Genomic DNA, 19,834 nt, shown 5'->3' on the forward strand with positions numbered 1-19,834 from the left:
TTTCCCCTCGGAGGCATCCCATGTCGCAGGAGACGACCTACCTCGAACTGTCCGAAGTGGATGGAGGAGCGCACAAGTTCTACGAGGTCGTGGTGGAGGACACCGCGATGACCGTGCGCTACGGCCGGATCGGCGACCAGGGCCAGGTGAAGACCACCACCTACCCGGACAACGCCCGCGCCCGGTCCGCCGCCGCGAAGAAGATCGGCGAGAAGGTCCGCAAGGGATACGCCCCGGCGGTGCGCGGCGTACGCCAGAAGCGGCCGGTCTCCCGTCGGCAGATCGTCAGCACCCGCTCCACCGCCCGCACCGCCCCGGTCCTCTGGCGGTACGCCTCGGGCGCGCCCGCGTTCGGCATCTCCATCGACGGGCAGAGCTGCATGGTGGGCAACGAGCACGGGGTGATCACCACCCTGGGCCACGACGCCCGGGTGCTCAACCAGGTCCGGCTCCCCGACGGGGTGAAGTGCATCGTCGCCGACGACGCCTGGATCTACGCGGGTTGCGACGACGGCAACGTCTACGACCTCTCGGGCAAGGTACCCCGCGTGGCGTACGCGATCGCCCCGGACATCGACATCTACTGGCTGGACATCCACGACGGCGTGCTCGGCGTCTCCGACCGCGAGGGCGGCATCGCCGCGATCGACCACGAGGACGAGTTCCTCTGGCGCCGGCCGGGGCGGGGCCGGTCCGCCTGGATGGTGCGCTGCGACCCCGACGCGCTCTACCACGGCCATTCCCAGGGGGTGACCGGCTACGACTGGCGTACCGGGCGGGAGCTGTGGCACACCCGGACCGGAGCGGTGCTCTTCGGCTGGCAGGAGCGGGACACCGTGTTCGCCGGCACCGGCACCCGCGAGGTGGTGCGGCTGCGCAAGGACGGGCGGGCCGAGCGGACGTACCGCTGCGACGCCCCCGTCTTCTCCTGCGCCACCGCCGAGGACGGCAGGTACGTCTTCGCCGGCGACAACCAGTCCTCGATCTACTGCTTCGACGCGGCCGGCAACCGGCTGTGGAAGCTCGGCACCGGCTGTGGCTCGGCGTACTCGATGCAGTACCACGAGGAGCGGCTCTACGTGGTCACCACCGGCGGCTACCTGGCCTGCATCGACGCCAGCGAGCCGGCGATCCGGGCGGCCGAGGCGGGCAACGTGCCAGAGGTGGTGGACGTCAAGGCCCCGGCCCGACTCCCCGAGCCGGCCGCCTGGACCGCGGTGGAGGTCACCACCGACGACCGGGCCGGCGTGGTGGTGGAGTGCGTCGAGGTGGGTGGGCGGCTGCGCATCCACACGCTCTCGGACGGATACCGCCGGGAGTGGTCGGTGCAGTTCCCCAAGGGCATCCGGGAGCGGGGCGCCCGCTACCTGGTCACCGAGGTCCGGGAGTCCGGCCGGGGCGGCTTCTACCGGGCGTACGGCGACATCCGCCGGCTGCGCTGACGGGCTCCGGGCTGCGGGTGGGGCGGGACTGCCCCCGGCCCGGTCGGCCGGCCCTTCCTTACCGCACCTGGCAGGTGGGGCACCAGTAGAGGTTCCGGCCGGCCAGGTCGCCGCGGCTGATTCCGGTGCCGCAGACGTGGCAGGGCGCGCCGGGGCGGCGGTAGACGTACACCTCGCCGCCGTGCCGGTCGACGCGGGGCGCGCGGCCCATCGCCTCCGGCAGGTGGGCCGCCCGTACGGTGTCGATCCGGCCGCGCTCCACGGCGAGGGTCATCAGCGCCCCCAGGTCCGCCCACAGTTCCGCCCAGCCGGTCGGGGTGAGGTTGCGCCCGGGCAGCGTGGGCGGCAGCCCGGCCCGGAACAGCGCCTCGGTCACGAAGATCAGGCCGGTGCCGGCCACCACGGACTGGTCCAGCAGCAGCGCCGCCAGCGGGGTGGCGCTGCGGCGGATACGCGCATAGGCCCGGCCCGGGTCGGCGTCGGCACGCAGCGGGTCCGGGCCGAGCCGGGCGCGCAGCGCCGCCACCTCGGGCGGGGTGAGCAGTTCGCATGCGGTCGGGCCGCGCAGGTCGAGCCAGTGGCCATCGCTCGTCAACCGGAGCCGTACCTGCCCGATTGGGGGTGGCGGCTCGCCGGACCCGTCGGCGAACTTGCCGTACAGCCCGAGGTGCACATGCAGGGTCAGCTCGCCGGCGTAGTGGTGCAGCAGATGCTTGCCGTACGCCTCGGTGCCGTCGAGGACGGTGCCGGTGAGCCGGGCCGCGCCCTCGGCGAAGCGGCCCTGCGGGCTGGCGGCGTGCACCTTGTCGCCGGCGAACAGCTCGGCGTGCCGGGCCGCCAAGCGGTGGATGGTGTGTCCCTCTGGCACGGACGCCAAGCATAGACAGGGTGGGCCGCCCGAGATTGCGCAAATGGTGGTCTTCGGCGCCCCGGACACCCCCGCATGCCGCAAACCGAGTCGGCCAGGCACAGGCCGTCGACGGGTGTCGAACTTCCCGGTGCTGGGTACCTCCCGTGATGCGCGGCCTCCGCGCCCTGATCAGGAGGTATCGAAATGAAGATGATGTCCCGCCGGAACGCACCGGCGCGCAGTGCGGATGTGAACGACGACGGCGTCGCCGACGCCCGCGACGACAGCACCGTCGCGGACCGGGTGGACGGCCGACCGGTGGTCACCGACCGCGACGCGAAGCGGACGACGTACCGGAGTGGCACGACCGCCACCAAGGCGAAGCCAGCAACCGAGGCGAAGCCGGCCACCGAGGCGGAGGGGGCCACCGGACGGCCCGTGGGCACGGACGCCGGGCCGACGGGCTCGGACCCGATCCAGGAACGGACCGTCGACCGGGACGGCCAGCCGGACCGGCCGCTGGAGCGCGCCGACGGCGAGGACCCGATCGCTCCGGTGGCCCTCGGCCCGAAGCCCCGGGCCAGCCTGCTGGCCACCCTCGGCCTGATCGTGTCGGTGGTCGGCGCGCTGTTCGTGCTGACCGGCACCCTCGCCAGGTACGGCACCGGGCTCGGCGCGTTCGGCGCGGTCCTCGCCCTGTTCGGCCTGATCGCCACCCGCCGCCCGCACGTGGCCGGCAAGACCGACGCGCTGATCGGCATCGTGGTCGGCCTCGCCGCGGTGGTGCTCGGCGTCGTGGCGATGACCGGCCAGTTCGACTGGCCGACCACTGACGGCGATTGGGTCGGCCGGTTCCGGGAGTGGCTCGACTCACAGTTTGCCGGCCTGTTCTGACGGGCGCTGTCCCCGCTCGCCGGCGCAGCGCCGGCACCTGCGACAACTCCAGTTCGGCTGACGGCCATAATTCGGCCTCCGCGCCGCCAGGCGGCACTCCGGACCGAATGAAGGCCGGTCTGACGCCGCGCCGCGACCTGGAGCCGTCGCCGGCCAGCTCTGGTGGTTCACCAGCCGGGCACCCTCTCGCGTCGGGGGCGGCGGTTCGCCGCCCCCGGCGCGTTTCTCCCCACGGTCGGCCCGGCGTCCACGCAACGATCTGCTGGGTAGGCAGGCTCATACGCAACGATCAGACGTCGAACGCAACTTCTCGCGGTGGATGTCGTCGCCGGGTGCCGCATACCGTTGGAACACGGCGCCAGCCCGTGGGCCGACCGTGGCCGGGCGCGCCCGACTCCTGGGAGCACGACAATGACGATGGACGCCACCCGCCAGCGCTTTCTGATGTGCCGGCCGACGTACTTCGCCGTCGACTACGCGATCAACCCATGGATGGACCCCACCGCGCCCGTCGACGCCGACCTGGCGATCCGGCAGTGGGAACAGCTCCGCCAGACGTACGTCGACCTGGGCCACGAGGTCGAGCTGATCGACCCGGTCGCCGGCCTGCCGGACATGGTCTTCGCCGCGAACGGCGGCACGGTGATCGACGGCAAGGCGATGGCGGTGCAGTTCCGCGACCCCCAGCGCGCCGACGAGGCCCCCGCCTATCGGGCCTGGTTCGAGGCAGCCGGCTTCGAGATGTACGACCCGAAGCACGTAAACGAGGGCGAGGGCGACATCCTGCTGGCCGGCGATCACCTGCTCGCCGGCACCGGGTTCCGCACCGCGCACGCCTCACACGCCCAGTTGCAGGAGGTCTTCGGCTACCCGGTGATCACCATGCAGCTGGTGGACCCGCACTTCTACCACCTGGACACCGCGCTCACCGTGCTCGACGAGCGGACCGTGGCGTACCTGCCGGAGGCGTTCTCGCCGGGCAGCCGGGCGGTGCTGCGCCGGCTCTTCCCGGACGCCATCCACGCCACTATGACCGACGCCGAGGTGCTGGGGCTGAACGCGGTCAGCGACGGCCGGCACGTGGTGCTGCCCGCCCAGGCCACCGACCTCGCCGCCAAGCTGCGCGACCGGGGCTACCAGACCATCGGGATCGACCTGTCCGAGCTGCGCAAGGCCGGCGGCGGACCGAAGTGCTGCACGTTGCGACTCCGTCAGGGAAAGGCAGACAAGTGATCATCGACGACATGCTGCGGACGCCGTCCGCCGTACGGGACGCGGAGCGCCACACGGCGCACAACTACCACCCGCTGCCCGTGGTGATCTCGTCGGCCGAGGGCGCCTGGCTCACCGACGTGGACGGCCGCGGCTACCTGGACTGCCTGGCCGGCTACTCGGCGCTGAACTTCGGCCACCGGCACCCGAAGCTGATCGAGGCCGCGCACGCGCAACTCGACCGGCTCACGCTGACCAGCCGCGCGTTCATCCACGACCAGTTCGCCGACTTCTGCCGTGAGCTGGCCGAGCTGTGCGGCAAGGACCTGGTGCTGCCGATGAACACCGGCGCCGAGGCGGTGGAGACCGGCATCAAGGTCGCCCGCAAGTGGGGCTACCAGGTCAAGGGGGTGACCCCGGGCCAGGCGAACATCGTGGTCGCCGAGGGGAACTTCCACGGCCGGACCACCACCATCGTCAGCTTCTCCACCGACGAGGACGCCCGCGCCGACTTCGGGCCGTACACCCCGGGCTTCACCGTCGTCCCCTACGGCGACCTGGCGGCGCTGACCGCCGCGATCGACGAGAACACCGTCGCCGTGCTGCTCGAGCCGATCCAGGGCGAGCAGGGCGTCGTGGTGCCGCCGGAGGGCTACCTGTCGGGCGTCCGCCGGGTCTGCACCGAGCGGAACGTGCTCTTCATCGCCGACGAGATCCAGTCGGGTCTGGGGCGTACCGGCGCGACGTTCGCCTGCGACCAGGAGGGCGTCGTCCCGGACATGTACCTGCTGGGCAAGGCGCTCGGCGGCGGGATCGTGCCGGTCTCCGCGGTGGCCGCGAACTCCGACGTGCTTGGCGTGCTCAAGCCGGGCCAGCACGGCTCGACGTTCGGCGGCAACCCGCTGGCCTGTGCCGTCGCGACCGAGGTGGTCCGGCTGCTCGCCACCGGCGAGTTCCAGCGGCGCTCGGCCGAGCTGGGCGAGCGGCTGCACGCCGGCCTGCGTGGCCTGATCGGCAAGGGCCTGCTCGCCGTCCGGGGCCGCGGCCTCTGGGCCGGCCTGGACATCGACCCGGCGCTGATGACCGGGCGGGAGGCATGCGAGCGGCTGATGGAGCGTGGCGTCCTGGCCAAGGACACCCACGGCTCGACCATCCGGCTCGCCCCGCCGCTGGTGATCACCGAGCAGGAGATCGACCACGCGGTGGCCCAGCTCGCCGCCGTCCTCGCGCGCTGACCCGCCGTACGCGACAGGGCGCCGGGACCGACGACGGTCCCGGCGCCCTTCGGCGTCGGATGCCCCGACCCGCTCCCTGCCCGGCCCGGGGCGGCGCCTCAGGGGCGGGGAAGGCGCATGGCCATGGTGGGGGCCTCGGCCATGACCGAGGTGGGGCTGAACTTCGTGTCGCTGGGCAGTTCGTCGGCGCGCCCGACCTGCACGCCCGGGTAGAGCTCGATGATGTCGCCCTCGCCCAGCACCCGCGACTGCTGCGGGGCCAGCGTGATCCGGTCCGGCTCGGCCATCGAGCCGCCCGGCCGCACACCCGAGCCGTTGGTGCTGGTGTCGGTGACGATCACCTCGCCTCGACCACTCCGACTCGGCGCGTCTGACGCCGCGCCGCGACCTGGCGCAGTCGCCCGCAACTCGAACCGGACATGGCTGCGGCTGATCCATCGCCGCGCCTCGTCGTTGAGCCACTGGCCGAGCACGATCCCGCCGGAGGCGTCCGGCGCCCGCCCGATCAGCACCGGCTGGGCCTCGGTGAGCACGAACCGCCGCCGCACCAGCCCGCCGATGCGCACCGCCAGCACCTCCGTACGCGGCCGCGGCCCGGCGTCGCTGAGCCGGGCGCCATGCCGCGGGCAGGCCGGCACGCCGTTGCGCAGCGTGGGTGGCGGCTGCCCGGCCGGGGCGCGGTCCACCCGGGCCAGGTCGGCGAAGGCGCCACCGCCCCCACCGCCGCCGAAGAGCGCGCACCCGGGCTCGGGGCAGCGCCACTGCCGGGCCAGCAGCTTCGCGCCCACTGATGAGCGGCTGTCGGAGGCCGGGCTCTGCCCGCCGCCGACGTGCGCGATGAACACCGGGCCACCGGCGCCGGGCACCGGTGCGAGCACTCGCCCGGCCTTTCCGAGCCATGGGTAGCGGCCGCCCAGCCCGTCGAAGCGGACCCGGCTGAGCACCGGCAGCCCGAGCAGGTCGGCCACCTCCAGCATCCGGTCGCCGGGGTGGTCCAGCACCTCGACCAGGCCGTCGTCGGCCCAGCGCCGGACCACCATCCGCTCGTTGGAGGTCAGATCGCCGTCGGAGAGCAGGGCCCGGTGCACGATCGCGTAGACCGGGACGCTGTCCTCCCCGAGTTGCCGGGACAGGGCGTCGAGCACCATGCCGAGCCGCAGCAGGCTGGCCGGCCGCCCGCCGTCCAGGTCCTGCCAGCGGATCACCTCGGCCAGGTCCACCACGGCCCGGGCCAGCGAGGGGTCGGTGCAGACCCGTCCCTCGATGGCGTCGAGCACCTTGCTGATCTCGAATCTCATGCGGCGCTCCGGACGATGTCGTCGATCCGCCGGGTCGGGGTCGGTCCACCCGGCGCGTCCCGCACCGCCTCGGCGATGAGCACGTCTGCCATGGGCCGACCCTACCGGGAGGGCTCACCCCGATCCGGCCCCGGCACCGGCCTGAGCCCGGCTCCGGCACGGGGCTGAGCAGGCCCGGGGCCGCCGATGATCACCCAACCCGCAGCGGGCGGCCGACCTCGTGCAGGTGCGCGAGGGCCTGCCGGTACGACTCGACCAGCCCGGTCTCCGCGTACGGGATGCCCTGCTCGGCGCAGTACGCCCGGACGATCGGCCGGGCCCGACGCAGGTTCATCCGGGGCATGTTCGGGAAGAGGTGGTGCTCGATCTGGTAGTTCAGCGCGCCCAGCGCCACGTCCACGAACCGGCCGCCCCGCACGTTCCGCGAGGTGAGCACCTGCTTGCGCAGGAAGTCCAGGTCGTCGTCGGCCGTCGGCATCGGCATGCCCTTGTGGTTCGGGGCGAACGCACACCCCATGTAGAGCCCCCAGAGCCCCTGATGAACGGCGACGAAGAGCAGGGCCTTCCCCGGCGACATCACCGCGAAGAGCAGGCCGAGGTAACCGGCGGCGTGCGCGACGAGCAGCAGCGCCTCGACCGCTCGATGCCTTACCGGGGTGCGCCACCGGCCGCCCTCCCGGCCGGTCAGCGCCTGCACGCTCGCCACGTGCAGCGCCAGCCCCTCCAGCAGGAGCAGCGGGAAGAAGAGCCACGCCTGCCGACGGGCCAGCCACCGGCCCATCCCTCGGGTCGCCGCCGCCTGCTCGTACGTCCAGACCACCGCGCCCGCCCCGACGTCCGGGTCCTCGTCGGTGTGGTTCGGGTTGGCGTGGTGCCGGTTGTGCTTGTCCACCCACCAGCCGTAGCTCAGCCCGACGGCGAGGTTGCCGGCGATCAGGCCGGCCAGCTCGCTCGGGCCGCGCCGGCGGAACATCTGCCGGTGGCCGGCGTCGTGCCCGAGGAACGCCACCTGGGTGGTGGCCACCGCCATCCCGGCCGCCAGCAGCACCTGCGCCCAGGAATCGCCGACCGCGACCACCACCGCCCAGCCGGCCAGGAAGGCGCCCAGGGTGAGCCCGATCCGGGCTGCGTACCAGCCCGGCCGGCGGGCGAACAGCCCGGCCTCGGCGACCCGGCGGGACAACCGCGCGTAGTCGCTGCCCCGCCGCCCCGGTGGCGCCGTCAATGGCGATGAGGTCATGCCGATCCCCCGCTCCTCGGTCGGTACGTCACGCCGGCGGCGCGACTCTCCGTAACCAAGCATGCCTTGATCGACTGCGTTGAGTAATCCTGCCAGCCCCCCAGCCGCAGGTGGGGTTACCCCTACTCCATCCTGCCAACCAGGGCGCGCAGCCGGGCCAGGTCGCGCCGCCGCCGCTCGTAGGTGGCAGCGAGCGCGATCAGCGCCAGCCCACCGAGGCCGAGGAAGATCCAGCGGGGCAGCAGGTCCCAGCCCCGGGCCAGCTCGTGCAGCGCCAGCGGGACCAGCGTGCCCCCGCCCAGCAGGACGGGCGCCTGCCAGCGCCGGGCCGCCCCGCCGAGCACCGCGCCCAGCGCCACCACGCCGAGCGCCAGCCGGCGGCCCGGCTGGGCGTCCGGTGCCACCAGCACCGACACCAGGCTGGGCAGCAGCGCCGCGGCGAGCCCCGGTCCGAGCGCCAGCCAGCTGTTCAGGCCGGGCCGGGTCCGCAGCGCCACCAGGCCGGCGCCGAGGGCGAACGCCGCCGCCGGCACGGTGTACGCCTCCAGCACGGCCACCCCGCCGGCGGCCAGCAGCAGCCAGCCGCCGAGCAGCTCGCTGCCGCCCGCGACACCGGCGAAGATCCAGCGCCGGGCCGACGTTTCACCCGGGCGTACCACCCGTACCGCCACGGCCGCGCCCCACAGCGCGCAGACCGCAGCCGCGTGCCGCAACGCGCCGCCGGCGAGCAGCAGCGCCAGCAGGGCGATCGCCTGCGCGGCGGCCTCCAGCGCCAGCGCACCGGCCGGGCCGGCCCCGGGCGTACCGGCACCGCCCGTCGGGGATGCCGCCGCCACACCGGCCGTCCGGACGCGCAGCAGGGGTACGGCGTGCAGGGCCGGCACCGCCAAGGCCAGCACCGCGAAGGCGGCGGTACGCAGTGGCAGCCCGCCGGCCAGCGACGCGGTCACCGCGAATCCGGTGGCCGCGGCCAGGGCCAGCAGCCAGCCGGCGAGCCGGGTATCGGCGTTCCGCCCGGCCGTACCGACCACGGCCGCCGCGACGACCACCACGCCCAGCCCGGCGAGCGTCCCGGCCCGGGTGGCGAGCAGCCCGGCCAGCCCGGCGAGGCCCAGCACCAGACCGAGCGGCAGGGTGACCGGCACCAGCGGCGGGCGCGGCGCGGCGAGGGCGGCCACCAGCAGCGCGACCAGCCCGGCCCCGAACGCGACCGCGGGCACCACCGGCCAGGGCGCGCCGGTCGCCGCCAGCAGCACCGGCAGGGCGACCGCGGCGAACGGCAGCGCCGCCACCGCCGGCAGCCACCAGCGGTCGCTCCGGCCACTCCAGCTCAGCTGGCGGCCATAATCCGCCAGGCGGTGCTCCGGACCGAATGAAGGCCGGTCTGACACCGCGCCACGATCTGGTTCCGCCGCCGACAACTTCCAGCTCGGCTGGCGGCCATAATTCGGCCTTCGCGCCGCCAGGCGGCGCTCCGGACCGAGTGAAGGCCGGTCTGACACCGCGCCACGATCTCGGCCCGTCGCCACGATCCGGGCGTACGCCCCGGCGGCGGTCCCGAGCAGCAGCAGCGCCAGCCCGGCCCGGGCCGCGCCCGGCACCGGCGCCCCGACCGGCACCCCGGACCAGACCGGTACGGGCAGTGCCAGCAGCACCCGTAGGGCCGCCGGGGCGGCGGCGAGCAGTGCCAGCCCGGCCAGCCCGGCGCCGACCGCCCGCGGCGCGACAACGGGCCGGGCAGCCCCGCCGGCGGCGAGGGCCAGCAGCACACCCGCTGCGGCGTAGAGCGCCACCGGTTCGGCACCGGCTACGACCAGCGGGGCGACCCCGACCGAGGCGAGCGCGACGGCGAAGCCCGCCGCGGCGTACCCGTGCAGGTCGGGCCAGTGCCGACGGACGGCGGGAACGGCGACCACCAGCAGCACGACGGCGACGGCCGCGCCGCGCAGCTGCCACCAGGGCGGCGCGCCGAAACCGATCAGCGCGACCGCCACCCCCGCCGGTACGGCGAGCAGCGCCACCGCCAGCGCCACACCGGCGACGGTCCGCTGCGCGCCCGCACCCCGGCGGCCCCGCGTCGCGACGGCCGGGCCGAGGGCGGCGAGCACGGCCAGCACCGCACCCGCGCCGGCCGGCTCGGCGCAGCCGACCAGCAGGGCGTGGCCGGCGAGGACCGCCGCGGCCAGGGCGCGGACCAGCACGGCCGGTTGCCGCCGGCCCGGCCGGAGCACGGCACCGACCAGCAGTACGGTGGCCGCGACCAGGTCGACCGCCAGCACCAGCGGCCACGGGGTGGCCGCGGCGGCCGGCGCGGCCAGCACGGCCAGCGCGCCACCGATCACCCCGACCACCGGCCGGGTGGCCCGGGCCACCAGAAGCGCCACCGCCCCGGCGGTGAACAGCACGGCGACCGGAAGCTGCCACCCCCAGGACGGGGTCGGGAATGTCCTCCCGCCCTGCCAGGGCGGGAACGCGGCGACCGCGCCCGCGCCGGCGACGAACACGGTGAGGATCGTGGCGAGCTGGCCCAGCCCCGCCGCCACCACGAACGCGCCCACCCGCGGCCCGACCCGCAGCCGCTCCGGCAGCACCCGCACCGCGCCGGCCGCCCCGGCCACGATCAGCCCGGCCGCCACCAGCAGCAACCCCGGGCGCAGCACGGCGACCGGCCGGATCAGCGCAGCGGCCAGCACCGGCACCAGCAGCCCAGCGGCAACCGCCCGATAGGCCCGGCCGCCGGCCGCCAGCGCCCCGGCGAGCAGGACCAGCGTCACGAGCAGGAGCGGACCGCCGGCCAGCAGCGGGGTGCCGGCCGCCCGCCCCCGCACGAGCGGCACCAGCGCGCAGCCGGCCGCCGCAGCGAGCGCGACGCCGTACCCCACCCAGCCGAGCACCCGCCCGGCGGACACCGTCGCCGATGTTCCGCTGCCACCCGGCGCGACGCGGCCGCGCAGGACCGCCACCACCGCCAGGTCGCCCAGCGCCAGGCCGGTGAGGATCAGCGCCCAGCCGGCGGCCGACGGCTCCGCCGAGACCGCGGCCAGCGGCAGCACGGGCTGCGCGGCCAGCAACGCCGCGAACCAGGGCACGGTGAGCCGGCTGAGCCGCGCGTACCCGGCCGCGACCGCCGCGCTGGCCCCCCCGACCAGCGCGGCGTACCGGCTCCCCGGCCAGCCGGCCACCCCGAACAGATCCACCGACCAGGCGGCGTACCCGTCGAGGAGCACCAGCAGCAACCCCACCGCGGCGAACGTCTCGGCCGTGCCGCGCAGCCCGCGCCGGCGCGCCACCAGCGGCCCGGCGAGGGCGAGCGCGGTGAAGCCGAGCAGGATCAGCGCCCGGCCACCGACCCCGAAGGCGGCCCAGGCGACCGCGGTGAAGACCACCGCCGCGGTACCGAGCAGCAGCCCGCCGAGCACGAAGAGCAGGCTCTGCACGGCTCGGGTCGAGGTCTCCGCGCCGCCCGGCCGCGGGGCCGCGGCCGGCACCGTACCCGGCGGCGGCACCGGACCGGCCGGGTGCACCGGCGGCACCGATCCGAGCGAACGCGGCGCGGGGATCTCCAACCGGATCCGCGCCGCCAGCTCCGCCCGGCGCTGCCGGGCCGCGCCGATCCGGACCGTCAGCTCCTGGTACGCGTCCCGGGCGCGCTCGACCTGCGGGGCCAGCGTGGCGATCTCCCGGTCCAGCCGGATCACCTCGGCAGCCGGCGGGTACGGCGGGCGGCCGCAGCCGGGACAGCCGGAGGCGAGATCGGCGGGGGTGCCGCAGCCGGGGCAGGGGTAGGCGGTGTTCTCCACCCGGCGAGTATCGCGGCCGGCGGCTACGACCGGACAGAGTAGACGTACTCAGGAACGGGTCTGCTCGTGCACCCAGGCCGCGTAGTCGGGGTTGCCGCTCTCCACCCGCGTCACCAGGATCTCCGGCACCTCGTACGGGTGGCCGGCGCGGATCTGGTCGATCAGGGCGTCCACCCGGTCCGGCGCGGTCTTGAACTGCACCGACCACTCGGCCGTGGTCTGGATCTCGGACTGCCACCAGTAGGTGCTGTCCACCTGACCACCGACCTGGGCGCACGCCGCCAGGCGTGCGGCGACGGCCGCGGCCGCCAGCACGTCCGCGACCGCCCGCGCGTCCACCACCGTCGTCACCACGCAGATCTGCTCCACGAGCGCACCATACGGGGGATTCCGGGACGCCCACTTCACCGAGGGTCCGGTGCCCCCGCCGGGCCGTCCCGATTCGCCGTGATCCACCGGTCGATCCGCGCCCACCAGTCGAACAGCCAGTCGATACGTTCCCGCCGCCCGGCGGGGATGTCCTCCGGCGGCACCGACCAGAGCCGCATCACGATCCGCTTGTCCATCGGCAGCTCCCGCCACACGTCGGTGACGGTGAGCATCCGGTCCAGTCCGGTGTGGGCGACAAAGACGACCCCGGCCTCCGGGGCGGCGTCCAGGGCGGCCAGCACTCCGCCCGGCTGCGGGACGAGCACGTGCCGCAGCCGCTCGGCGCGGGACGCCATCCGGTCCAGCCCGAGCGCACGCAGCCGGGCGATCGCCCGCAGCCGCCGGCCGGGGGTGAAGTTGGCGCCCTCCGGGAAGATCACGAACGCGTCGTCGCCGTCCAGGCCCGTGGCGAGGTGGCCGATCTGCGCGATCGCCGCCTCCCGGCCGTCCGGCCCGGGCGCGATGAACCGGTTGGGCAGCCGGTTGAGCAGGACGTCGATCGCCGGGTCCCACTGGAGGCTCTCCTTGAGCACGATCCGGGGTTCCCGGTGGAACCAGTTGACCAGGGCGTGGATCAGGATGAACGAGTCGCCGGGCCCGGCGTGCCGGCAGATCACCAGCTCGGGGCGGCCCGGCAGGGCGATGTCCGGTTCGGCGCCGACCACGTCGATGTGTAGCCGCAGCGCCCAGCGGGCCTGCCAGAACAGCACCCGCAGGAACCAGCCGGCGAGCAGATAGTGCGCCCGCTGGAAGGCCGGTGACCGCTTGCGTACGCCGAAGCCGGCGGCCACCCAGAGCGCGAACAGGGCGAGCAGCGCGGCGGCGTCCCAGACCAGGTAGACGGTGCTGATCCAGAGCAGCCGCAGCGGTCTCAGCCGCCCCGGCACCAGCGGCGAGGCGACCAGCGCCAGCACCGCCCAGACCGGCAGCGTGATCACCACGGCGAGCGCGAGCAGCACCACGCCCGGGGCCAGCAGCAGCCGGCGTACCCACCGGGGCGGCAGCGGCATCAGGGCTCCAGCCGGGCGTCCAGGTAGCGGCGGGAGGCCGTGTACGCGCGGCTGATCCGGCGCCCCACCGCCGCCAGATCGCGGTACGCCCACGGGCTGTCATCGCGCGGCTCCAGCCCTCCGGTGGGCAGCACGTGCACCTTCACCCCGTCGGGCAGGGCCGCCATCTCCCGGGCGAACCGGTGCCGCCGGGCGATCTCGAAGGCCACCTGGGCGATCTCCCAGGGGCGCTGCGGCGGGCTCAGCTCCCGCTCGATCCGCCCCACCTGGAGAACGAAGATCTGCTCGGCGCCGGCGGCGACGGCTTCCCCGACCGGGATGGAGTTGACCACCCCGCCGTCGATGTAGTGCTGGCCGTCGATCTCGGTGGGCGGCAGCAGCCCCGGCACCGAGGCGGAGGCGAGCACGGCCGGCACCACCCGTCCGCTGTGGAACCAGTGCTCGGCGGCCCGCTCGATGTTGGCCGCACAGCAGCGGAACGGCACCTTCAGGTCGGCGAAGGTGGTCTCCTCGCCCAGCTCGTTCTCCAGCAGCCGGCGCAGCGGCCGGGGCGAGTGCAGGTGGGTACGGGCGGCGAAGCGGCGCAGCTGTCGGGCGACCGAGTCGCCGTACACCTCGCTCGCCTCGGCGGAGGCCCAGAGCCGGACCAGCCGGTCGGTGACCGCCTCGGTCGGGTCGGCGGCGACCAGGGCGCCGTTGACCGCGCCGATCGAGGTGCCGAGCACCATGTCGGGCCGGATCTGGGCCCGGAACAAGGCGCGCAGCATGCCCACCTCGACCGCGCCGAGCACACCTCCGCCGCCGAGCACGAACGCCACCGGACCGCCTGCCATGCCGTTTATCCTGGCACGCGCCCCGTACGCGCCCCGCCGGAGCCGACCGGCCCCGCACCCGCCGTCACCCCGGGCAACCACCACAACGCAGCTCGCGACGCGGGAACGGACAGCCGTTGACAGCCCGGACACATTCCCGCAACCTGATACCGCTCCCAAGCACAGGCAGGTGCGATGTGAAGGGGTCACTGCACGCCGGCAGCCTGCTGGCCCGCAGGTACCGGCTCATCGACCAGATCGGGGCCGGCGGCATGTCGGTGATCTGGCGCGCCAGGGACGAGGTGCTGGACCGGATCGTGGCACTGAAGGTGCTCGCCCCCTCGCTCGCCGCCGACGCCCGGTTCCGGCACCTGGTGCGCGGGGAAGCCCGCTCCGCCGCCCAGCTCGTGCACCCACACGTCACCGCCGTGCACGACTACGGCGAGACGCTGGCGCCGGACGGCACCATCACCTCGTTCGTGGTGATGGAGCTGCTCACCGGTGAGGAGCTGGAGCACCGGCTGACCGAAGGACCGCTGCCCTGGCCGGAGGCGGTGAAGATCGGCCGCCAGATCGCCGAGGCGCTGGCCGCCGCGCACCGGCTCGGCATCGTGCACCGGGACATCACCCCGGCGAACGTGATGATGACCGGGGTGGGCGTGAAGGTGCTCGACTTCGGCATCGCCACCCGGGTCGGCGCACCGGATGAGGACGAAGACGGCGGCACGTTCGGCACCCCCGCGTACGTCGCACCGGAGCGGCTGGACGGGGCACCGGCCCAGCCCGCCACCGACGTCTACTCACTGGGCGTGCTGCTCTTCGAGGCGCTGACCGGCCAGCCGCCGTACCCGGCGGACACCTGGGAGCAGCTCAGCGTGGCGCTCGCCGAGGCCGGGCCACCGGTGCTGGACGGCGTACCCGGCCTGCCGGTGCCGGTCGCGGAGGTCTGCCTGCGCTGCCTGGCCCGCGACCCGCGGCGGCGGCCCACCGCGCACCAGGTGGCCGCCGTGCTGCGCGACCAGCTCCTGCCCGCCGAACCGCAGGCGGCCACCATGCCGATCCCGGCGATGACCGTGCCGGCGCCGGCCGCTCCGGAGTCACCGGGGACGCGCTGGGACGGCCTCCGGCGGTCGTTGGCCCTGGTGGCGGTCGGCGCGGTCGTGGTGGTGGTCGGCGGCGCCGCGCTGCTGGCGCCCGCCCTGCTCCCGGACCGGCAGCCGCTGCCCGGGGTGCTGCCGGGCACCGGGCCGATGGTGATCCCGTCCGCGGCGCCGTCGAGCCCCGGCACGGCGCGGACGGAACCGCCGCCCAGCCCGACCCGGCCGGCCCCGGCGACCAGCAGCGTGTCAGTACCGTCGGGCGGCGGCCTGCTGGAGGCGGCCAACCGGATGGACGGGCTCATCGAGGCGGGTCTGGCGGCCGGCCACATCCGCGACGACGTCGGCGTCGACCTGCGTAACCTGCTGCGCAACGCCACCGCCGCGACCGGCGAGGGCGCACTGACCACCGCGGTGGACCTGCTCCGCGTGAAGATCGGCGAGCGGCAGCGCGAGGGCAGCATCAGCCCGGCGTACGCCGCGCGGCTCGACGCGGCCGCCGCCCAGCTCGATGCGGCCCGGGCCTGACGGTCAGCGGATGCTGACCGGCGCGGGTTCCCGCCGCCCGGGGCGGACCCGGGTGGCGAGGAAGCTGTGGTAGACCGACTCGTAGCTGAAGGCCATCCGCTCCGCGGAGAAGTTCTCCGCGACGTGGGCCACGCAGTCGGCCGGGTCCAGGCGGGACGACTCGAGCAACGCCGCCGGCAGTTCGTCGGGGTGGTCGCAGACCAGTCCGGTCAGCCCGGGGCGGACCAGCTCCGGCACAGCCCCCCGACGCAGCGCCACCACCGGCGTACCGGTCGCCATCGCCTCCACCATCACCATGCCGAACGGCTCCTCCCACTGGATCGGCATGATCAGGCACCGGGCGTCGACCAGCAGCCGCAGGGCCGTGTCCCGGTCGGCGTTGAGCACCAGGGTCACGTCATCGTCCAGCAGCGGCTCGACGACCTGCTCGAAGTAGCGGCGTTCGGCCGGCTCGTTGCACTTGCCGGCCAGGGTGAGCGGCAGACCGGCCCGGCGGCAGACGCGAATCGCCACCTCGGGCCCCTTGTCCGGGCTGAACCGGGCAAGCCAGAGCACCGGCCCCTGCCCCGGCGCCCGCTTGCGCGGGAAGTCCCGGAGCGGCATCGCGTTGTGCACCGTCCCCACCCAGGGCAGCCTCGGGTTGCCCCGGCGCTGGGCGTGCGAGATCGCCACCAGCCCCACCCCGTGGTCGGTGTCGCTGAGCACCGTGCCGTACTCCCCCACCGGGTTGCCGTGCACGGTGGCCACCGTGGGTACCGCCCGGCGGCCGGCGACCAGTGGGCCGATGGTGGTGTGGTCGTGGATCACGTCGAAGTCGGCGGAGTGGACCAGGTGGTTGACCCGGGCCAGGTGGGCCAGTTCGGGCAGGGACTCGCCGAGCCGGTGGTACTGGAGTTCCGGACCGGTGGACACGAAGTCGCCGGCGGTGCCGCTTTCCCGGCCGGTGCCGAAGACGGTCACCGCGTCGCCGCGGTCGACCAGGGCGTCCACCAGCCCGGCCACCACCTGCTCCAGCCCGCCGTAGCCGGGCGGCGGCACCGACAGCCACGGCGGCACCACCATCGCGATCCGCAACGGCCGGGCCCGCGGGCGGTCCGACGGCTGATGGTTCACAGGTCCTCCCCGATGCTCCCGGCGTGGCTGATCGACGACGCTTTCCCAGCGTGTCCGGGGGTTAACCGGGCAGCCGGCTGGCGAGGGCGGAGCGGCTCAGCCGGCCACCACTATCCGGTCGTGCACCTCGCGTACGCCCGGGGTGCCCCAGGCGGCCCGTTCCGCCTCCTCCCGCTGCCACCACGAGCGGACCACCCCGTCGAGCACCACGGTGTCGCCGGTGATCCCCACCCTGATCCGCTCCGTACCGGTCCGGCGTAGCAGGACCCGTTGCAGGTCACGGCGGGTCTGTTCATCGCTGGACGGGGTGGGCGACCGGACCTCGACCAGGTTGGTGACCCCGCGTACGCCGCGCAGGCGGCGCAGCTCCCGCTCGGCCGTACGCCGCTGGAACCCGTACTCCACCTCGCCGCGGAGCATGATCCAGCCGTCGGCGACGGTCACGTCCAGCCGCTCGGCGGGGACGAAGCTGTCCCACTCCAGCGCCCGACTGGCCGCGATCGCGATGTCGGCGTCGGTACGCTCCTCGGCAACGGGCAGGCGTACCTCGAGGTCACTGGCGACGGCGCGGACTCCGCGTACCCGGTGTGCGCAGCGCTCGGCCGCCCAGCGCCGGGCGTAGCTGTCCACCTGGCCGGTGAGCGTCACCACGCCGTCGGCGACGGTCACCCCGATCTCGGTCGGCCGGGTCTGCGCGTCCCAGTCCAGCTCGGCGAGCACCTCCCGCTGGATCTCCGGGTCGGTACGGACGGCGGTGGTGGTCGTCATGACGTCCCCTCCCGTGCGGTTCCCGTGAGTCGAGGGTGCCGCCGGACGGGGTGAGCCGGGCTCACCCGGACCGGGTGGGAAACGAGGAGGGGCGGCGGGTGACGGAGCCAACCCCCTTGACTCCGTCACCCGCCGCCCTGGAGGAGGCAGGTCTTTGTCGTTATGACGTCTCGGCGAGCGTCACGGTTGCCGTCTGGTTCGATCCGTTCCGCTTGAACTGCACATCGACGCGGTCGCCGACCTTGCCCGACTGGACGGCGCCCACCAGGTCGTTCGAGTCCTTGATCACCTTGTCGCCGAATTTGGTGACCACGTCGCCCCGCTGCAGCCCGGCCTTCTCCGCGGGGCTGCCCGGGACGACCGCGGCGACCAGCGCGCCACCGTCCTCGGCGGCGTTCACGCTGACCCCGAGCGACGGGTGGCTGACCTTCTCGCCGCGCTGGAGCTTCTCGGCAACGTTCTTGGCCTTGTTGCTCGGGATGGCGAAGCCGACGCCGATGTTGCCGTTGCTGCCCTGTCCGGCGGTGGCGATCGCGGTGTTGATGCCGATCACCTCGCCCCGGGTGTTGACCAGCGCGCCGCCGGAGTTGCCCGGGTTGATCGGGGCGTCGGTCTGCAGCAGGCCGGAGATCGAGCTGGCGCCCTGCCGCGGGTCCATCTGCTGCTGCTGGCCACCTTCGCCGGCCTGGATGGTGCGGTCGCGGGCACTGAGGATGCCGGCCGTGACCGAGCCCTGGAGACCGAGCGGGCTGCCCAGGGCGAGGACCTGGTCGCCGACCTGCATCGCGTCGCTGTCGCCGAACTTGGCCGCCTTCAGGCCGCTGACTCCGCTGGCCTTGACCACCGCGAGGTCGGTCTTCGGGTCGGTGCCGATGATCTTCGCCTGGGCGTTCTTGCCGTCGGCGAAGGCCACCCGCACCGTGTCGCCGCTGGCGGAGGCGACCACGTGGTTGTTGGTCAGCACGAACCCGTCGGCGCTGAGGATCACCCCGGAGCCCTCACCGCCGTCCGTCAGGATCGAGACCACGCTGTCCTGGACGGACGCGGCGATCTTCGGCAGGTCGGCGCTGTTGATCACCGGCGCCGCCGAGTAGTTGCGGGTGATGGTGGCGTCGTGGCCACCCAGGGCGAGCGCGAGCGCGCCGCCGGCGACCCCCGAGCCGAACATCAGCGCCAGGGCCAGCGCCCCCACACCGATGAACTTCCCCGCCCGGCTCGGCCGCGCCGGCTGCGGCGCGCCCCACGGCGGGACCGGCTGGCCGGCCTGGTGCGGCTGCGCACCGGGATACGGCTGGTGCTGCTGGTACGGCGGGACCGGCCCGCCGGCCGCCGCCGGGTAGCCGGCGCCGTGCTGCGTACCGGCACCGTGGTACGCGCCGGTGTTGTCGTGGTGCGTACCGGCGGCCCAGGCGCCCGGCTGCTGCCCCCCGTACCACGGGCCGGCCTGCTGCGGCTGCCCCGAGACCGGGTACGGCGGCGCGGACGGGGTCGCCGTCGGCCGGGCGTACGGGCTGACGGGCTGGGTCACCTCGGTACGGCCGGCATCGTACCCGGCCGGGGCCTCGGTGCGGCCGAGGTCGGCGGTGGCAGGCCCGTCGGTGCGGCCGAGGTCGGCGGTGGCCGGCGCGTCGGTGCGGTCGACGTCGTACGCGGCCGGGGCCTCGGTGCGGCCGAGATCGGCCGTGGCCGGCGCATCGGTGCGGTCGGCGGTGGGGGCGGCCTCGACGGCGGTCCCGGCGGCCGGGGAGTCGGCCGGAACCGGCGCGGCGGCCAGGGTTGGGGCGGAGTCCGAGGGCGCGCTCCCGGTGCGGGGTAGCTCGGCGGCGGGGTGCGACGGCTCGGCGTCGGCGGGAGCCGGCGACCGCTGTGGGTCGGTCTCGTGGTCGGTCATGGATCCACCTTCTCCGTTGGCACTGCGACCAGCCTGGAACGCACCTGAATGTTCTCTGAAAATCAGTCGCCCGGCTCCGGCGACTGCGGCAACAGGGGCAGTTTGACCCGGAATGTGGCCCCGCCGCCCGGCGTTTCGGCCACCTCGACCGTGCCGTGGTGCGCCGCCACCAGCGCGGCCACGATGGCCAACCCGAGCCCGGTGCTGGTCGGCCT

The 19,834-nt window shown here is 74.7% G+C and carries 16 protein-coding genes; 5 read left to right on the forward strand and 11 right to left on the reverse strand.

Going from position 1 to position 19,834, the window contains the following annotated elements:
* Positions 1-20: 20 nt before the first annotated feature.
* Positions 21-1,442 carry a WGR domain-containing protein gene (locus ACNAW0_RS17065; RefSeq protein ID WP_416288863.1) on the forward strand — a complete coding sequence of 474 codons (1,422 nt, stop codon included), beginning with the start codon at positions 21-23 and terminating at the stop codon, positions 1,440-1,442.
* A gap of 58 nt (positions 1,443-1,500) precedes the next feature.
* Here ACNAW0_RS17065 and ACNAW0_RS17070 read toward each other — a convergent pair whose 3' ends face one another.
* Positions 1,501-2,310 carry an Fpg/Nei family DNA glycosylase gene (locus ACNAW0_RS17070; protein ID WP_416288864.1) on the reverse strand — a complete coding sequence of 270 codons (810 nt, stop codon included), beginning with the start codon at positions 2,308-2,310 and terminating at the stop codon, positions 1,501-1,503.
* 186 nt (positions 2,311-2,496) lie between these two features.
* On the opposite strand from ACNAW0_RS17070, the gene ACNAW0_RS17075 reads away from it, so the two are divergent.
* From ACNAW0_RS17075 to rocD, 3 genes are all read left to right on the forward strand, one after another.
* Positions 2,497-3,186, forward strand: a complete 690-nt coding sequence (locus ACNAW0_RS17075; protein WP_416288865.1) for a thrombospondin — start codon at positions 2,497-2,499, stop codon at positions 3,184-3,186.
* A gap of 417 nt (positions 3,187-3,603) precedes the next feature.
* Positions 3,604-4,419 carry a dimethylargininase gene (gene ddaH, locus ACNAW0_RS17080; protein WP_416288879.1) on the forward strand — a complete coding sequence of 272 codons (816 nt, stop codon included), beginning with the start codon at positions 3,604-3,606 and terminating at the stop codon, positions 4,417-4,419.
* On the forward strand, positions 4,419-5,633 hold the full coding sequence (gene rocD, locus ACNAW0_RS17085) for an ornithine--oxo-acid transaminase (RefSeq protein ID WP_416288880.1): 1,215 nt from the start codon (positions 4,419-4,421) through the stop codon (positions 5,631-5,633). Before ddaH ends, rocD begins: the two co-directional genes overlap by 1 nt.
* A gap of 98 nt (positions 5,634-5,731) precedes the next feature.
* Here the strand turns inward: rocD and ACNAW0_RS17090 are convergent, their stop codons facing one another.
* From ACNAW0_RS17090 to ACNAW0_RS17115, 6 genes are all read right to left on the reverse strand, one after another.
* Entirely contained in the window at positions 5,732-6,931 is a 1,200-nt protein-coding gene (locus ACNAW0_RS17090) for an FHA domain-containing protein (RefSeq protein WP_416288866.1), read from the reverse strand.
* 190 nt (positions 6,932-7,121) lie between these two features.
* The gene (locus ACNAW0_RS17095) at positions 7,122-8,171 is read right to left on the reverse strand and encodes a fatty acid desaturase family protein (protein ID WP_416288867.1); all 1,050 of its coding nucleotides are present in this window, start codon (positions 8,169-8,171) and stop codon (positions 7,122-7,124) included.
* 122 nt (positions 8,172-8,293) lie between these two features.
* Positions 8,294-11,971 (reverse strand): SCO7613 C-terminal domain-containing membrane protein, encoded by a 3,678-nt coding sequence (locus ACNAW0_RS17100; protein ID WP_416288868.1) that lies wholly within the window; start codon positions 11,969-11,971, stop codon positions 8,294-8,296.
* 48 nt (positions 11,972-12,019) lie between these two features.
* The gene (cutA, locus tag ACNAW0_RS17105) at positions 12,020-12,340 is read right to left on the reverse strand and encodes a divalent-cation tolerance protein CutA (RefSeq protein ID WP_416288869.1); all 321 of its coding nucleotides are present in this window, start codon (positions 12,338-12,340) and stop codon (positions 12,020-12,022) included.
* Positions 12,341-12,375: 35 nt separating this feature from the next.
* The gene (locus ACNAW0_RS17110) at positions 12,376-13,410 is read right to left on the reverse strand and encodes a 1-acyl-sn-glycerol-3-phosphate acyltransferase (protein WP_416288870.1); all 1,035 of its coding nucleotides are present in this window, start codon (positions 13,408-13,410) and stop codon (positions 12,376-12,378) included.
* Positions 13,410-14,243, reverse strand: a complete 834-nt coding sequence (locus tag ACNAW0_RS17115; protein ID WP_416288871.1) for a patatin-like phospholipase family protein — start codon at positions 14,241-14,243, stop codon at positions 13,410-13,412. The genes ACNAW0_RS17110 and ACNAW0_RS17115 overlap by 1 nt, the downstream gene beginning before the upstream one ends.
* 176 nt (positions 14,244-14,419) lie before the next feature.
* Between ACNAW0_RS17115 and ACNAW0_RS17120 the strand changes: the two genes are divergently transcribed.
* Positions 14,420-15,847, forward strand: a complete 1,428-nt coding sequence (locus tag ACNAW0_RS17120; RefSeq protein WP_416288872.1) for a serine/threonine-protein kinase — start codon at positions 14,420-14,422, stop codon at positions 15,845-15,847.
* Positions 15,848-15,850: 3 nt separating this feature from the next.
* Here the strand turns inward: ACNAW0_RS17120 and ACNAW0_RS17125 are convergent, their stop codons facing one another.
* The 4 genes from ACNAW0_RS17125 to ACNAW0_RS17140 all read right to left on the reverse strand — a co-directional run.
* The gene (locus ACNAW0_RS17125) at positions 15,851-16,909 is read right to left on the reverse strand and encodes a glycosyltransferase family 4 protein (protein WP_416288881.1); all 1,059 of its coding nucleotides are present in this window, start codon (positions 16,907-16,909) and stop codon (positions 15,851-15,853) included.
* 147 nt (positions 16,910-17,056) lie between these two features.
* The gene (locus ACNAW0_RS17130; RefSeq protein ID WP_416288873.1) at positions 17,057-17,728 is read right to left on the reverse strand and encodes a BON domain-containing protein; all 672 of its coding nucleotides are present in this window, start codon (positions 17,726-17,728) and stop codon (positions 17,057-17,059) included.
* Positions 17,729-17,888: 160 nt separating this feature from the next.
* Positions 17,889-19,619 (reverse strand): trypsin-like peptidase domain-containing protein, encoded by a 1,731-nt coding sequence (locus ACNAW0_RS17135; protein ID WP_416288874.1) that lies wholly within the window; start codon positions 19,617-19,619, stop codon positions 17,889-17,891.
* A gap of 62 nt (positions 19,620-19,681) precedes the next feature.
* Positions 19,682-19,834, reverse strand: a 153-nt coding sequence (locus ACNAW0_RS17140; RefSeq protein ID WP_416288882.1) for an ATP-binding protein, incomplete at its 5' end; no start/stop codon positions are given.

Origin of the sequence: Micromonospora sp. SL1-18 (genome assembly GCF_047921505.1) — a bacterium.
Lineage (GTDB): Bacteria > Actinomycetota > Actinomycetes > Mycobacteriales > Micromonosporaceae > Micromonospora.

What these genes read in the sequence shown, in the direction of transcription:
- ACNAW0_RS17065 (WP_416288863.1), top strand. Translation starts at nt 21, where the DNA reads ATGTCGCAGGAGACGACCTACCTCGAACTGTCCGAAGTGGATGGAGGA.
- ACNAW0_RS17075 (WP_416288865.1), top strand. Translation starts at nt 2,497, where the DNA reads ATGAAGATGATGTCCCGCCGGAACGCACCGGCGCGCAGTGCGGATGTG.
- ddaH (WP_416288879.1), top strand. Translation starts at nt 3,604, where the DNA reads ATGGACGCCACCCGCCAGCGCTTTCTGATGTGCCGGCCGACGTACTTC.
- ACNAW0_RS17090 (WP_416288866.1), bottom strand. Translation starts at nt 6,931, where the DNA reads ATGAGATTCGAGATCAGCAAGGTGCTCGACGCCATCGAGGGACGGGTC.
- ACNAW0_RS17095 (WP_416288867.1), bottom strand. Translation starts at nt 8,171, where the DNA reads ATGACCTCATCGCCATTGACGGCGCCACCGGGGCGGCGGGGCAGCGAC.
- ACNAW0_RS17110 (WP_416288870.1), bottom strand. Translation starts at nt 13,410, where the DNA reads ATGCCGCTGCCGCCCCGGTGGGTACGCCGGCTGCTGCTGGCCCCGGGC.
- ACNAW0_RS17115 (WP_416288871.1), bottom strand. Translation starts at nt 14,243, where the DNA reads ATGGCAGGCGGTCCGGTGGCGTTCGTGCTCGGCGGCGGAGGTGTGCTC.
- ACNAW0_RS17125 (WP_416288881.1), bottom strand. Translation starts at nt 16,909, where the DNA reads ATGGTGGTGCCGCCGTGGCTGTCGGTGCCGCCGCCCGGCTACGGCGGG.
- ACNAW0_RS17130 (WP_416288873.1), bottom strand. Translation starts at nt 17,728, where the DNA reads ATGACGACCACCACCGCCGTCCGTACCGACCCGGAGATCCAGCGGGAG.
- ACNAW0_RS17135 (WP_416288874.1), bottom strand. Translation starts at nt 19,619, where the DNA reads ATGACCGACCACGAGACCGACCCACAGCGGTCGCCGGCTCCCGCCGAC.